Source organism: Frankia sp. QA3, from assembly GCF_000262465.1.
GTDB lineage: Bacteria > Actinomycetota > Actinomycetes > Frankiales > Frankiaceae > Frankia.
On sequence record NZ_CM001489.1, the window covers coordinates 2,152,149 to 2,166,496 of the forward strand.

Sequence of the window (14,348 nt, forward strand, 5' to 3'; positions counted from 1 at the left end):
GCGCGGCCACCCCGCCCGGCCGGCTGCGACTTCTGTCGATCATCATTACCGTCGGCCTGATCGTCCTGTGGGTCGCGGCCTTCGTCACGGTGCGGGCCCGTCAGCAGGCGCTGGACTCGCTGAGGACCGACAGCGGCGCGTCGTTCATCGCGGCACAGAGCCTGCACGCCGACCTCTCGGCGGCCGACGCCGCGGCGGCGCGGGCCTACCTCGCCGGCGGCGTCGAGCCCCCCGACCAGCGCGCGGCCTACCAGCGGGCCATCACCGACGCGAGCGAGCGGATCGTCGATCTCGCCCGGGCGGCGGGGCCACGGGAGCCGCTGACCGTGCTCACCGAACAGCTGCCCGTCTACACCGGCGAGGTGGAGCGGGCCCGGGCCAACAACCGGCTCGGTCTCGTCGTCGGCGGCGCCTACCTGCGCGAGGCGTCCAGCCTGATGCAGGGCACGATCCTGCCGGCCGCCGACCGGCTCGCCGCCGCGGCCGCGGACCGCATCGACCGCGACTACCGGCAGGCCAGCCGCGCCTACCACCCGGTCCTGGTCGCCGTCGCCGGACTGGCCACGTTGGCCGTGCTGATCGCCCTGCAGGTCCGGCTGTTCCGGCGGACCAACCGCATCCTCAACCCTGCGCTGGTGGCGGCGACGCTGCTCGCCGCGCTCACCCTCGGGTGGACACTGACCGCGTTCGGGGTGCAGCGTGACCGCCTGCTCGACAGCCGCGACCACGGCTACGCGCCGATGACGATGACGGCACAGGCACGGGTGCTCGCGCTGCGCGCCTGGGGCGACGAGAGCCTGTCGCTGATCTCCCGGGGCAACGGCGCGGAGCTCGACGCCGACGCCGACGCGGTCAGCGCCCGGCTGGGCTACGACGCCCGGGGCCGGCCGACCCGCGCCGGGCTGCTCGCGGCGACCGCGGCGCTGCCCGGGCCGGACCAGCCCGCCCGCCGCGCGCTCGCGCCTGCCTGGCAGACCTACCAGGCCAGCGCGGTGCGGGTCCGCGCGCTCGTCGCCGAGGTCGGCGGGTTCCAGCAGGCGGTCGCCCTGGCCCAGGGCGGCGGCACGGACTCCTTCCGGCGATTCGACGCGGCATCGACGGTGGTGTTCGACGCCAGCCGCGGCCGGTTCGACCAGCGGCTCGCCGCCGCCGGCGACGCCCTGGACCCGCTACCGCTGGCCGTCACGGCGGCCGTCCTGCTCGCCGCCGCACTCGCACTCGTCGGTATCCAGGCACGCATCAACGACTACCGGTAGCGCAGTCATGCCGACACCATCGACGCCCACGACACCATCGACGCCCACGACACCATCAGCGACGGCGGCACCATCAGCGACGGCGGCACCATCAGCGACGATGGCACCATCAGCGGGGACGGCACCATCAGCGGGGACGGACCCGCGGGTGCCGCTGGCGCGGGGCGCTGCCCGGCGGGGCGGCACCGGCCGGTCGCGACGGGCGGGGCGGCTACCGCGGGGCGTCGCGGTGGCCGTCGCGGTGCTGCTGGCCCTCGCCGGCACCGGCTGCGCGACCGTGGGCGCAGGGCTTCCCGCCCAGGCGCGGCCGTTGGTCACGACGGCCGTCTCACCCTCGCCGTCCGCCGGCGGGACCAGCGGGGCCGCCGCGCCATCCCCCGCCTCGGGGACGCCCTCGCCCGGGGTGGAGGCGGGCGTTCCGGCACCGGCGGACAGCGGTGAGGGCTGCGGCGATCCCCAGGCGAGCCTGCGGCCCCCGGCCGTGCTCCCGACACCCGGCGCGATGCCGGCCGGCACGTTCCTCGCGGCCATCCAGCAACGCGGCTACCTGCGGGCCGCGGTGCTCGCCGACGTCCCCCCATTCGGTTCGATCAACCCGTTCGACGGGCAGTTCGCGGGCTTCGACGTGGACCTGGCGAACCGCATCGGACGGGCGATCTTCGGTACGGACGGGCACGTCCGGTTCCGCGCGACGACCTACGCCGAGCGCATCCCGGCGCTGCTGGCCGGGGACGTGGACATCGTGGTCGCAACCATGACGACGAACTGCGAGCGACGCCGTCAGATCGACTTCTCCACCGTCTACTGGTACGAGACGCAGCGGGTGCTGGTCCCGGTCGACTCCCCCTACCGCGGCCTGGACGATCTCGGGGGGCGGCCGGTGTGCACCGCGGCGGGGACCACGTCGGTGGAGGTCCTGCGCCGGGCGGCGTCGCACCCGGTGCCGCGGACCGTGCCGAACATCGCCGACTGTCTCGTGCTGCTCCAGTCCGGTCGGGTCGCCGCGATCACGACGACGAGTGCGATCCTCGCGGGCATGGCCGCCCAGGATCCCCGGGTCCGCCTGGTCGGCCCGGGGCTGTCCGACGAGCCGGACGCGATCGGCGTCGCCCGCGGTCATCCGGAGCTGACCCGGTTCGTCAACGGCGTGCTCGCCGAGGTGCTGCGCGACGGCACCTGGGCCGCGCTGGTCCAACGATGGCTGCCGGCGCTGAGTCCACCCCCGACGGTGCCGGTCCCCCGCTACGCCGAAGACGGGTAACCCGGCGCACCCGCGTCCGGATGGGACGCAACGGCCCTGCGTCCGGGCCCAGGATGTCTAACATTGCGGCGGCGCGAACCGGGCGGGATGACGACAACGCGACATTGTCCCACGGAAGGTACCGATCCGCCTTACTATCTGTCATCGTGCGACGTCGGAACGACCAGCGGGCACCTCACCCGGCACGTGCGCCGCTGCCCTCGGCGGCCGCGCTGGCCGCTGTCGTCCTCGCCCTCGCCCTCGCGACCGTGGTCGCCGGCTGCGGCACCGTGACAAGCCCGCTGCCGCCACCCGCCCGCCCGCTCCCCGGCACGTCCCCGGCCGGGGCCGCCGCGAGCCCCGGCCCGGGGGCGCCAGCCGGTCCCTGCCAGGCGACGACGGCCAGCTGGCGCCCGCCCGCGGTCCTGCCGGCACCCGGCCAGGCTGCGGGGCCGACGCTCGCCACCGTCCTACGCCGGGGCTACCTGACCGTCGGCGTCCGGCCGGACACCCCACCGTTCGGCTCGATCAACCCGGACACCGGCCAGTTCGAAGGGTTCGACGTCGACGTGGCGGCCCTCATCGGCCGGGCCCTGTTCGGCGCGGACGGGCGGGTGAAGTTCCGCGCGGTGACCGCGGCCCAGCGGATCGACCTGGTGCAGCGCGGTCAGCTCGATCTGGTCGCGGCGACCGTCTCCGTCACCTGCGAGCGGGCCGAGAAGGTCGACTTCTCCGAACCGTACTTCCTGACCACGTCCGGGGTTCTCGTCCGGCGTGGCTCGCCGTACCGCGGGCTCGGTGACCTCGGCGGGAGGCGGGTGTGCGCCGCGGCCGGGACGACGTCGCTGCGGCAGATCGAGACCGCGCCGTCCCATCCGATCCCGCACGCGGTGACCAACGTCACCGAATGCCTCGTCGCCTTGCAGGACGGCACCGACGAGGGCGTCGTCAACGACGAGACGGTACTGCTCGGGATGGCCGCGCAGGATCCCAAGACGCACATCGTCGGGCGTGGCCCGCGTACCACCCAGATGGGTGTGGTGGTCAGCCGCGCCGCGCCCGACCTCACCCGCTTCGTCAACGCCGTCCTGCAGGACGCCAAGCGCAACGGCGCCTGGTCGGCGATCTACCAGCACTGGCTGCACGCCCCGGCCCCGGCGCCGCCCGCGCCGACCTACCGGGACTGACCGGCGGTGCCCACCCGCTGGGAGGTCGAGGCGGTCCTGGCCAGGCTGCGCTCGGGCAGCGCGCAGCTCGCCGCCGAACTGCTGGAACTCGACGCCCTCGTCGACCGGCAGCTGGGTGATCCGCCCCGCCTGCATGGGCGCACGGCCGAGATCGCCACCGACGCCCGCCGCCGGCTGGTGGGGTTCTGGGAGACCCACGGCGCGATCAACGCCCTGCTCACGGCGGCCGCCGCGGAACGCGGGGAGGGTCCACGGCTCGGTGGGCGCCGCGTCGCCCGGCTGGCGGCGCTGCTGGCCGCCGAATCCTCGGCCACCGAGCTCTCGGCCACCGAGCTCTCGGCCACCGGGGCGACACCGATCGCCGTCGGCCGGGCAGGCCCCGCGGGGCCTGCGGACGCCCGGCAAGCAGCACCCGCCGAGGGTCGGGGCGGGCAGCGGGCGGGTGCGGAGGAGGCCGCCGGCGGGACGGGCGGGCAGGCGCAGCGCGACGTGCCCGCGCAGCGCCGCCTCGACGACGCCCTGGCCGGCGTGCGCGACGTGCGGGCCGCCGTCGGGGAGGTCATCGCCGCGCGGGCCCGCCACCGCGACACGCTGGCGCCGCTCGCCCGGCAGCTCAGCGACCTGCTGGCGACGGCGGAGCGCATCGGGGTTGCCCCGGGCGGCGCAACCGACGGCGGGCCCGGGGACGGATCCCGCGAGCTGTCCGACAGGGCAACCGACGGCGCAACCGACGGCGGGCCCGGCGGCGGTGACGTGCCGGAACTCGCGACGGCCCGCGCGGCGCTGGCGCTCGCCCAGGCGGCGGTGGCCGCCGACCCGGTCGACGTGCCGGCGGGGCTGCTCAGCGGGGTCGGTGAGGCGCTCGCCCCGGCCGCCGAGACACTTGCCGCGCTCGTCCGTGCGCACGATCATCTCGTGGAGGACCTCGAGGCGGCCGGCGACCTGCTGGCGCGGGTCGTCGCGGTCGCGCAGGCCGGGGAGCGCCACGCCCGGGAGGCCGTCGAGCGGGTGACCGGCGATGCCGACGGGTTGCTGCGGCTCGCCGACGGCTGGTTCGATGCACCCCGGCGGGGCCTGCGGCCCTGGTTGGACCGGCTCGCCGCCGCCGGGGAGGCCGGCGACTGGCGGCTGGTCGCCTACGGCCTGCCGGCGTGGCGGCGGACGGCGGAGGCGACCCTGGCGACAGCGGCCGGAATCGTCCAGACGAACGCGTCGCCGGCGCGCCGCCGCGACGAGCTGCGCGGGCTGCTGCGGGCGTTGCGGGCCAAGGCCGGGCGCACCGGACTGCTCGAGTCCGCCGAGCTGGAGGCCCGGTACGCCCCCGCGCTGGCCGCGCTGGGATCGGCACCGATCGACCTGGACCGGGCCGAGGTGCTCGTCCGCGCCTACGCGGCCGCCCTGCTGGCGGCCGGTGAGGCCAGCGGCGGGCCTGGGTGGGACGGCCCGGGAGGGGACAACCCCGGCCGGTACGGCGAGCGGGGCCGTGGCACAGACGGGCAGCCGCCCATCCGGAACGAGGAGTGCGCATGACCGAGGTGATCCGGTGTCCCGAGCCGGGCTGCGAGGGCGTCATCGAGGACGGCTACTGCACGATCACCGGTCTCGCCTACCGGCCGCCCGCGCCCGCGGCCGCCGACGACCGGTATCCCGCTGCCCCGGCCGTCGGCCGGCCCCCCGCGGCGGGCGCGAGCGGGGTCGGCGCGGGCGCGGGCCACGCCGCGACCGGTGCCTCCGCCGCCGGCTCCGCGGCGACGGACAGCAGCGCCACCGGCGGGACCCGCGCCACCGGCGGCTCGGCGGCGACGCAGGCAGGCGCCTCGCGGCGGTCCCGGCGGAGCACGACGAGCCACAGCGCACCCGACCGGCTGGGCGCCGGCCTCGTGCGCATGCCCGAGATCGACCTGCCGGATCCGACGTCGCTGCTGCTCCCCGACCCCCAGATCCCGCAGCGGCGGCGGCTGTGCGCCCGCTGTGGCGAGCCGGTCGGCCGATCGCGCGGGGGCCAGCCGGCGTTGGCGGAGGGATTCTGCGCGGGCTGCGGGCAGCCGTACTCGTTCCGGCCGGGGCTACGGGCCGGCGACCGCATCGGCCAGTACGAGATCGCCGGTGCCCTCGCCCACGGCGGGCAGGGATGGATCTACCTGGCCCGCGACCACGGCGTCGGGGGCGACTTCTGGGTCGTGTTCAAGGGACTGCTCGACTCCGGCGACCGGCACGCCCAGATCGCGGCGATGGCGGAACGCCGGTTCCTGGCCGCGGTCGACCATCCCGCGATCGTCAAGATCTACACGTTCGTCGAGCATGCCGGCACCGGCTACATCGTGATGGAGTACGTCGGCGGCACGTCGATGCGCCAGGTGCTGCGCCGGCGGCGGGCCGCCGCGGCCCGGCCCGACCCGCTGCCGGTGGCCGAGGCCATCGCCTACCTGCTCGCGGTGCTGCCCGCGTTCGCCTACCTGCACCGCAACGGCCTGGTGTTCTGCGACTTCAAGCCGGACAACATGATGCTCGGCCGGGAGACGGTGCGGCTGATCGACCTCGGTGCGGTCCGGCGGATCGACGACCACGACGGCGCCGTCTACGGCACCCTCGGCTACCAGGCGCCGGAGGTGCCCACCGAAGGCCCGTCGGTGGCCTCGGACCTGTACACGGTGGGCCGGACGCTGGCCACGCTCATCCTCGACTTCCGCGGCAACACCTCGACCTACCGCCACACCCTGCCGCCGGCGGCCAGCCATCCGGTGCTCGCCCGGCACGAGTCGCTCTACCGCCTTCTGGTCAAGGCCACGGCGCTCGACCCGGATCATCGCTTCGTCAGCGCCGAGGAGATGCACGGCGAACTGCTCGGCGTCCTGCGGGAGATCACCGCGACGGAGCGGGGCACCCCGATGCCGGCCCGCAGCACGCGGTTCACCGGTGACGCCCATCCGACCGGCGAGTCGGCCGCCCGCACCGCGCCCTGGTCGGTGCTGCCGGGCCTGCTGCCCGATCCGGACGATCCCTCGGCCGCCACGCTCGCCGCGCTGCCCGACGTCTCCCCCGACCAGCTCGCCGAACTGCTCGGCGCGATGGGCGCGACGAGCGTCGGCGCCCGGCTGCGCCTGGCCGACCTGCGCACCCGGCTCGGCGAGCGCGACGCGGCGCGGAAGCTGCTCGACGGCGTGGCGGCCGAGGATCCGTTCGCCTGGCGGGTGCACTGGCAACGCGGCCTGCTACTGCTCGCCGAGGGCGACGCCGCGGGGGCGAGCACCGCGTTCGACCGGGTGTACGGCGAGGTGCCCGGCGAGCTCGCGCCGAAGCTGGCGCTGGCCCGTGCGGCCGAGGCCGGCGGCGACCTGCCCCGGGCGCAGCGGCTCTACGACCTGGTCTCGCGCACCGACGACACGTTCACCAGCGCGGCGTTCGGGCTGGCCCGGGTCCGGCTCGCCGCCGGTGACCGCGACGGCGCCGCGCAGGCCTACCAGCGGGTGCCGGCGGCCTCGGCGGCCCACCTTGAGGCGCGGATGCGCCTGGCCCGGGTGCTCGGCACCGTCACCGCCGCGGGCACCCCGGACCGGGACGGCCTGCTGGCGGCGTCGACGATCCTCGCCGATCTGGACCTCGACCCGGCGGCCCGGGCGGCCCTCACCCGCGACCTGCTCGCCGGCGCGCTCGACCTGGTCACCTCCGGGGCGGTGGCGGCGGACCCCCAGCTGACCGTCGCCGGGTCGGCGCTGCGGCCCACCACGCTGCGGCTCGGCCTGGAACGCGCCTACCGGGCACTCGCCCGCCTGGCCGCGACGCCCGACGAGCGGTACGCCCTGGTCGATCTCGCCAACGGCGTCCGTCCCCGGACCCTGGTGTGACCACCGAGCAGCGCCCGCAGCCGGGCGCCCCGACTGCCGGAGGATCCCCGGGCGCCGGGCAGTGCCCGGCGTGCGCGGCGATCGTCTTCCCGCATGACCGGTTCTGCGAGCGATGCGGCACCGGGCTACGCCCGGGAGACCCGCCCGGTGACCGCGCCGACCTCGATCTCGGCAGCGCCGCGGGAGTGTCCGACCGCGGCCTGGTGCACCGGACCAACGAGGATGGTTTCGCACTGCGCGTCCTCGCCGGGCCCCTCGACGACGACGACCGGCCGGCCGCGACGCTCGCCGTCGTCTGCGACGGGGTGTCGACGGCGCCGGGGTCGGGACCGGCGGCGGTGCGGGCGGCGCGGGACGCGGTGGACCTGCTCGCGCAGCTGGCCGGAATGCTGACGGCGCCGCCCGCCGGGCCGCCCCACGCGGCTGGCGCCACCGCCACCGCCACCAGTGTCGCTGCCGCCGACGGCGACGCCCCCGACGGCAGCGACACCGCCACCACCGGCGACAGCAACGACACCCGTCCGCTCGGTCTGCGTCCCGGCCCGCTGCCCGCACCCGGCGGGGACGCCGACCGCTGGCAGGCGAGCGCCCTGCGGGCCGCCGCCGCGACCGCGCAGCGCAGCGCCATCGCGTCGATCAGCGGCCCGGACGACGCGCCGGCCTGCACCTTCGTGGCCGGGATCGTGACCCCGGGCCGGCTGGCGGTCGGCTGGCTCGGCGACAGCCGGGCCTACCTGGTCGACCAGGCCGGCGCGCGGCTGCTCACCGCGGACGACACCCTGGCCGCCGAGGCGGTGCGGGCCGGCCTGCTGCCGCCGGAGCGGGCCGAGACCGGGCCGGGCGCCCACACGATCACCCACTGGATCGGCACGGGCAGCGCGTCCGCGATCCCCCGCGTCACCGCGACGGCGCTGAGCGGGCCGGGACGGGTGGTGCTGTGCAGCGACGGGCTGTGGAACTACGTCTCGGCGGCGGGCGCCCTCGCCGATCGGATCGCCGAGCTGCCGGCGGACGCGCCGGCGCTCGCGGTCGCCCGCCACCTGGCGGCCGTGGCCCTCGCCTGCGGCGGCGGCGACAACATCACCGTGATCGTCATCGATATCCCGGGGAGCAGCGATGATCACCTTCAACTGTGAGGTCAGCCAGAACGAGTTCCTCGCGGAGGGCGTCGGCGAGGTGCACGCGGTCATCACCGTGACCGCCCGCGACGAGGCCGCCGCCGGCGCCGACGCGACCGGCCCCAACGCGACCGACCCCAACGCGACCATGACGGCCCGCGGCGTCTTCGCCCGCCCCCGGGGCGACGCCGGCCGTCCGGCGGGCGCGGCGGTCCCCGGCGACGCTCCCGGCGCCGCCGAGGTGATCATCCTGGACTGCTCCGGCTCGATGGAGTACCCGCAGTCGAAGATCATCGAAGCGCGGCGGGCGGCGCGGGCGGCGATCGATGCGTTGCCCGACGGCGTCGCGTTCGCGGTGGTCGAGGGCACCGAGCAGGCGCGGGTGGTCTACCCGGAACGCCGGGTCCTGGTGACGGCGACCGCCCAGACGCGGGCGGAGGCGGGCCGCGCCGTCGCCCGACTGCGCCCGCATGGCGGCACCTCGATGGGCCGCTGGCTGCGGCTGACCGCGCAGCTCATGGCGTCCCGCCCGGATGCCATCCACCACGCCATCCTGCTCACCGACGGGCAGAACGGGGAGAGCGCGAAGGCGTTGGAGGCGGCGCTGGCCGCATGCGAGGGCGCGTTCCAGTGCGACTGCCGCGGGGTGGGCGACGACTGGCGGGTCGACGAGCTGCGCCAGATCTCCACCCGGCTGCTCGGCACCGTCTCGCTGCTGCGCGAACCCGCCCAGATGGCCGACGACTTCCGCGCGCTGATCGCCAAGGCGCTCGCCCGCGGCGTGGCCGACGTCGCGCTGCGGGTGTGGACGCCGAAGGGCTCCACCACCCGTTTCCTGCGCCAGGTCTCCCCCGAGGTCGACGACCTGATGCCGCGCGCGGTCGAAGTGAACCCCTTCACCCGGGACCATCCGACCGGCGCGTGGGCGGCGGGCACCCGCGAGTACCACCTGTGCGTCGACGTGCCGCCGGCCGACGTCGGCGACGAGCGGCTCGCCGCCCGGGTGAGCCTGGTGGTCGGCGGCGAGGTCGTCACGCAGGCCCGCGTCCGCGCGGTGTGGACCGAGGACGCCGAGCTGTCGACCCGCATCGACGGCGTCGTCGCGCACTACAGCGGGCAGGCCGAACTCGCCCGCGCGGTGCAGGACGGGCTCGCCGCGCGCCGCGCCGGGGACGAGGACAGTGCCGTGACGTTGCTGGGCCAGGCGGCGCGGATCGCCGCCGCGGCCGACGACGGCGCGATGCTGGACCGGCTCGGCAAGGTCATCGAGATCGACGACCCGGTCACCGGTTCGGTCCGGCTGCGCCGCGACGTGGAGAAACTCGACGAGATGGACCTCGACGCGGGATCGACGCTCACGGTCCCCGCCAAGCGGTGAGGCAGGAGATCTGCCCGCTCTGCGGGCGCCCGCGCCGGCCGGTGCAGGCGCACTGCCCGGCCTGCGACCACAACTTCCGCACGGGCACCGGGCCGCTGCCGGCGAATGCCGTGCCCCTGCGCGCCGATCCGCCGCCGGCCGCGGCGCACGGCGGCGGGGCCGGGCGCTGGAGCGCGCGGCTCTCGGTCGACCGGGCTTTCTTCGAGCGGGGGGACGACGCGGGCGCGCCCGCCTTCCCCGAGCAGGCCCGCCCGGTCACCGTCGAGCTGACCGCGGCGCGCACCGTCGTCGGCCGGCGCAGCCGCAGCCAGCGCACCCCGCCGGGCATCGACCTGTCCGGTGACCCGGGGGATCCCGGGGTCTCCCGTTCCCACGCCGCGCTGGAGCTGGCGGCGGACGGCTCCCTGCGCATCACCGACCTGGGCTCGTCGAACGGCACCTGGGTCGGCCCGGACCCGGGGCATCTGGTTCGGCTGACGCCGGGCACCGCCGTGGCGCTGAGCGACGGCGACCGCGTCTACCTCGGCTCCTGGACCCGGATGACGGTCCACCGCCACTAGCGCCCCAGGCAGCCCAGGCTTGGCGGGCGGCGCACGTGGCGTGGTGGGCATCGAGCAGGGTGGTGGCCATCGCGTCGACCCAGACCTGCCCGGCCGGGTCGCCGTCGTGGATCGAGCGCAGGTCCGCGCCACGACCCGGTACTCGGTCACCCGCGGCCGCAGCCGCGGCGGCGGGGCGTCGAACACCTGGTGGCGCCGCGTCGCGAACACCGGCGCCCCGGCCAGCGGCGCGCCACAGTCCCCACATCACGGCGGGTCGATCGTGACGGTCTCGTCCGGGTCGTCGACCATGTTGCGGGTCTGACCGGGCTCGCCGCGCTGCTTGCCCCGCGACCGCCCCGACGACGTCCGTGACGACCGGGCCGGCGCCTTCGTGTACGGGTCATCCGACGACGGCGGACGCAACGATCAACAGACAAGAGCTGGAAGACGCCCGACCAACCCAGCTGAACAGCTACCGCACGACCGGCGCCATCACGAGAGAGCCGGGGAAGTCGCACCCGCGCCGGTAGATAGGATCGGATCATGGACGTGCCAACGAATACACCTTCGATTCTCGCCATGGCCGATCTGGCAACTCCTATGTCCATACGGGTGGCCGCGACGCTCAGTCTGGTGGAGCACGCGGGCAGCGCGGGGGCGACCGCGGAACAACTCGCTTCCGACACGGAGACCTCCGCCCCGGTGCTCCGGCGACTACTCGACCACCTGGTCACGATCGGTGTATTCGACCTCGACGCCGAGTCCGGCCGCTATCGCCCCACGAGCCTCGGCAACCAGATGAGCAGGGACTCCCCAGCAGGGTTCAAACTCCTGCTCGACATCAACTGTGCTGGCGGGCGCGCCGAGCTCGCCTTCGTCGAATTACTCGGGACGATCACCACAGGCGCTCCCGCCTACGTACACCGATATGGGCGCGAATTCTGGGCAGACCTCGACACCAGCCCGGAATTGCGGCGTTCATTCGACGCCCAGATGAATTGGCGATTCCAAGTGCAGGCGCCGCAGATCGCTGAACGCTTCGACTGGACCCGCTTCTCCGAGATCCTCGATGTGGGCGGAGGCGATGGGACCGTGCTCGCAGCGATCCTTCGCACCCATCCCGATCTGCGCGGGCGGGTGCTGGACCTATCTCCGACGGCTACCGCTGCTAACGACAACTTCGTGGCTGCCGGGCTCGATGATCGGGCCAGCGCCGTTTCCGGCAGCTTCTTCGACCCCCTACCTGTCGGGGCCGACGTCTATCTTCTGTCCGACATCCTGCATGACTGGGACGACGACCACGCCCGCAAGATTCTGGCCGGGTGCCGCCAGGCCGCCGCACCGAATGGCACCGTCGTGGTTATCGAGCCGGTGCTGGGGCAGGGGGCCAGTACCGCGATCGACCTGTTCATGCTGATGTGCTTCGGCGGCGAGGAAAGGACGGTCGACGAGGTAGCCAGGCTAGCCGCGGACTGCGGCCTCGTGCTCCGCTACTCAGGACCAGTGGCAGATAGACGGACGGCACTGGAGTTCGGAGTCGCGCCCACACAGTAGACGGACCCAGCGACGAACGTTGACTTCTCGATGGTGGGAGGACATGTCCACCATCTTCGGACGGATGGCAGGGCAGTGCAGTGCATGGATCCAGTTGGCCAGTGACCGCGGGTGGGATGAAACGAGTGGCCAGCCGCCTCCAGCACTGCGCCGTGTCACCGACCATGCGACAAACCTATTGCGCGGTAGGCGATATGGGGACGACAGGCCGGACCCCCAACAACCAGCGTTGGCCACCGCATTGGACCGTGGTCAAGGCGTCCCGGTCGATGCGTTTACTATGTCGTGGGGAACTGCTGAGAGTCGGTACAAACAGACGCACCTCAGCTTTGAATTCTGGGGTGGCCGGGGAATTGTCCATGACTAGCCTGCGCAGGCGCTCCTGGTGATTTCGAACGCGCGCCCCGCTTGCGCGTCGGTGACGAGAATGTTTCCGTTCGGTAGCTGTTCGCAGCCGCCAGCCACAGCGGAAAAAATGCCTGCGGGGGATGTAGCTGTTCAGCTGGAGTAGCTGGCGGTTGATCGTTTCGGTTAGGCGGGTTGGGCTGCGGGTGGGAGCCAGGCGCCGGTGGTGAACAGCCGGGTGAGCGCGTCGAGGTAGTGGTGACAGGTCCAGGCCAGGACGTCGGGGGCCAGGGCGGTCAGGACCCGCGCGGCACGGCGGACCGGCAGGTGGTGGGCGCACACCAGCCACGCCGCCCGGGCCAGCAGCCCCGGCCCGTACCCGACCCGGCCCGTCACCCCGGCCGGGGTGACGCCGGGGGTGGTCATCCCGCACCTGCTGGCGGCGCGGGGCCTCCGCGACGATCCCGACGACCCGCATCAGCTGTACGCCTGGGCGGACGTCCACTGCTCCCGCCGGTACGCCCGGGGTGCCTACGCCGCAGCCGAACATCTCGTCCGTGACCTGCACCGCCGTAACCTCGAACGGTTCGGCCCGGACCATCGCGACACGCTGGCCTCGACGCACAGCCTGGCCGCCAGTCTGTCCGCGACCGGGGACTACCGCGGGGCGCAGGAGCTGTTCGAGGAGGCGCTGGGCCGCTGGCAGCGGCAGTTCGCCGCCGCCCGCCCCCGGGCCGACCGCGCGGTTCGCCGCCCCGCCAGAGCCCGGAGGGCGCCATGGCATCCTGACGCCGGCGGCCACCCCGGGATCGACGTAACCATCATCCTGCCGGGACGGGACGGGACGGGACGGGACGGCGGGCGGGACGGCGGGCGGGACGGCGCGGGAGCGGGGCGGCGAGGCGATGGCGGACACGAGCGCGCGGATGCTGCGACTGCTGTCCCTGCTGCAGACGCACCGGTACTGGCCGGGCGGCGAGCTCGCCGAGCGGCTCGCGGTCAGCCCGCGCACGCTGCGCCGCGACGTCGACCGGCTGCGCGAGCTCGGCTACCCGGTCCAGGCCACCCGCGGGGTCGCCGGCGGCTACCAGCTGCGGGCCGGCATGGCCATGCCGCCGCTGCTGCTCGACGACGCCGAGGCGGTCGCCGTCGCCGTGGGGCTGCGCACCGCCGCCGCGGGGGCGGTGACGGGCGTCGGCGAGACGTCGGTGCGGGCCTTGGCGAAGGTCGTCCAGCTCCTGCCGCCGCGGCTGCGCCGGCAGGTCGACGCGGTCGCCGCCTACACCGTGCCCGCGCCGTGGGACGGCCCGACGCTCGACGCCGGGCTGCTCACGGCGATCGCGCTGGCCTGCCGGGGCGAGGAGGAGCTGCGGTTCGACTACACCGCCCGGGGCGGGGAGCGCAGCCGGCGCCGCGTCGAACCGCACCGGCTCGTCGCGCTCGGCGGGCGCTGGTACCTGCTCGCCTTCGACATCGAGCGGGACGACTGGCGCACCTTCCGGGTGGACCGGCTCGCCGAGCCCACCGCCACCGGCCGGCGGATCCGGCCTCGCCAGCCGCCCGGCGGGGACGCGGCGGCGTACGTCCAGCGCGCCGTCGCCGGCGCGGGGCGCCACCGGGTGCTGGTGGTCGTCGCCGCGCCGGCCGCCGAGGTCGCGCGGGTGGTCGGCGGATGGGGCAGCGTGGAGGAGGTCGACGGCGGCTCGTGCCGGCTGCGGATGGAGGTGGAGTCGCTCGCCTGGCCCGCGATGGTGCTCGGCGCCGTCGGCGCGCCGTTCGCGATCGTCGAGCCGGCCGAGCTCACCGACCGGGTCCGGGCGATGGGCGAGTTGTTCATCCAGTCGACGCCGGCGGTTCCGGCCAAGTAGGGCCGTGGGGGCCGT

The 14,348-nt window shown here is 75.2% G+C and carries 11 protein-coding genes and 2 pseudogenes; 11 read left to right on the forward strand and 2 right to left on the reverse strand.

What is annotated here, in order from left to right:
* From FRAQA3DRAFT_RS08780 to FRAQA3DRAFT_RS08815, 8 genes are all read left to right on the forward strand, one after another.
* Positions 1 to 1,256 (forward strand): hypothetical protein (locus FRAQA3DRAFT_RS08780; RefSeq protein WP_009738710.1); only part of this gene is annotated, 1,256 nt, incomplete at its 5' end.
* 148 nt (positions 1,257 to 1,404) lie between these two features.
* Entirely contained in the window at positions 1,405 to 2,517 is a 1,113-nt protein-coding gene (locus FRAQA3DRAFT_RS08785; protein WP_009738711.1) for a glutamate ABC transporter substrate-binding protein, read from the forward strand.
* 146 nt (positions 2,518 to 2,663) lie between these two features.
* Complete coding sequence (locus FRAQA3DRAFT_RS08790) at positions 2,664 to 3,683, forward strand: glutamate ABC transporter substrate-binding protein (RefSeq protein ID WP_232291980.1); 1,020 nt, start codon at positions 2,664 to 2,666, stop codon at positions 3,681 to 3,683.
* 6 nt (positions 3,684 to 3,689) lie between these two features.
* Positions 3,690 to 5,213 (forward strand): hypothetical protein, encoded by a 1,524-nt coding sequence (locus FRAQA3DRAFT_RS08795; protein ID WP_009738713.1) that lies wholly within the window; start codon positions 3,690 to 3,692, stop codon positions 5,211 to 5,213.
* The gene (locus FRAQA3DRAFT_RS08800) at positions 5,210 to 7,528 is read left to right on the forward strand and encodes a serine/threonine-protein kinase (protein ID WP_009738714.1); all 2,319 of its coding nucleotides are present in this window, start codon (positions 5,210 to 5,212) and stop codon (positions 7,526 to 7,528) included. The genes FRAQA3DRAFT_RS08795 and FRAQA3DRAFT_RS08800 overlap by 4 nt, the downstream gene beginning before the upstream one ends.
* Complete coding sequence (locus FRAQA3DRAFT_RS08805) at positions 7,525 to 8,664, forward strand: PP2C family serine/threonine-protein phosphatase (protein ID WP_009738715.1); 1,140 nt, start codon at positions 7,525 to 7,527, stop codon at positions 8,662 to 8,664. The genes FRAQA3DRAFT_RS08800 and FRAQA3DRAFT_RS08805 overlap by 4 nt, the downstream gene beginning before the upstream one ends.
* Positions 8,645 to 10,024, forward strand: a complete 1,380-nt coding sequence (locus FRAQA3DRAFT_RS08810; protein WP_009738716.1) for a VWA domain-containing protein — start codon at positions 8,645 to 8,647, stop codon at positions 10,022 to 10,024. The genes FRAQA3DRAFT_RS08805 and FRAQA3DRAFT_RS08810 overlap by 20 nt, the downstream gene beginning before the upstream one ends.
* On the forward strand, positions 10,021 to 10,584 hold the full coding sequence (locus tag FRAQA3DRAFT_RS08815; RefSeq protein ID WP_009738717.1) for an FHA domain-containing protein: 564 nt from the start codon (positions 10,021 to 10,023) through the stop codon (positions 10,582 to 10,584). Before FRAQA3DRAFT_RS08810 ends, FRAQA3DRAFT_RS08815 begins: the two co-directional genes overlap by 4 nt.
* Before the next feature lie 60 nt (positions 10,585 to 10,644).
* Here the strand turns inward: FRAQA3DRAFT_RS08815 and FRAQA3DRAFT_RS36940 are convergent.
* A pseudogene (locus tag FRAQA3DRAFT_RS36940) lies at positions 10,645 to 10,983 on the reverse strand (IS66 family transposase); the annotation flags it as partial.
* A gap of 126 nt (positions 10,984 to 11,109) precedes the next feature.
* On the opposite strand from FRAQA3DRAFT_RS36940, the gene FRAQA3DRAFT_RS08825 reads away from it, so the two are divergent.
* Positions 11,110 to 12,120 carry a methyltransferase gene (locus tag FRAQA3DRAFT_RS08825; RefSeq protein WP_009738718.1) on the forward strand — a complete coding sequence of 337 codons (1,011 nt, stop codon included), beginning with the start codon at positions 11,110 to 11,112 and terminating at the stop codon, positions 12,118 to 12,120.
* Positions 12,121 to 12,651: 531 nt separating this feature from the next.
* On the opposite strand, the gene FRAQA3DRAFT_RS08830 is transcribed toward FRAQA3DRAFT_RS08825, so the two are convergent.
* Positions 12,652 to 12,891 (reverse strand): hypothetical protein, encoded by a 240-nt coding sequence (locus tag FRAQA3DRAFT_RS08830; protein ID WP_009738719.1) that lies wholly within the window; start codon positions 12,889 to 12,891, stop codon positions 12,652 to 12,654.
* Between FRAQA3DRAFT_RS08830 and FRAQA3DRAFT_RS38560 the strand changes: the two are divergent.
* Positions 12,884 to 13,126, forward strand: a pseudogene (locus tag FRAQA3DRAFT_RS38560) (ATP-binding protein); the annotation flags it as partial. The gene FRAQA3DRAFT_RS08830 and the pseudogene FRAQA3DRAFT_RS38560 overlap by 8 nt on opposite strands.
* A gap of 244 nt (positions 13,127 to 13,370) precedes the next feature.
* Positions 13,371 to 14,333 carry a YafY family protein gene (locus FRAQA3DRAFT_RS08835; RefSeq protein ID WP_009738720.1) on the forward strand — a complete coding sequence of 321 codons (963 nt, stop codon included), beginning with the start codon at positions 13,371 to 13,373 and terminating at the stop codon, positions 14,331 to 14,333.
* Positions 14,334 to 14,348 lie beyond the last annotated feature (15 nt).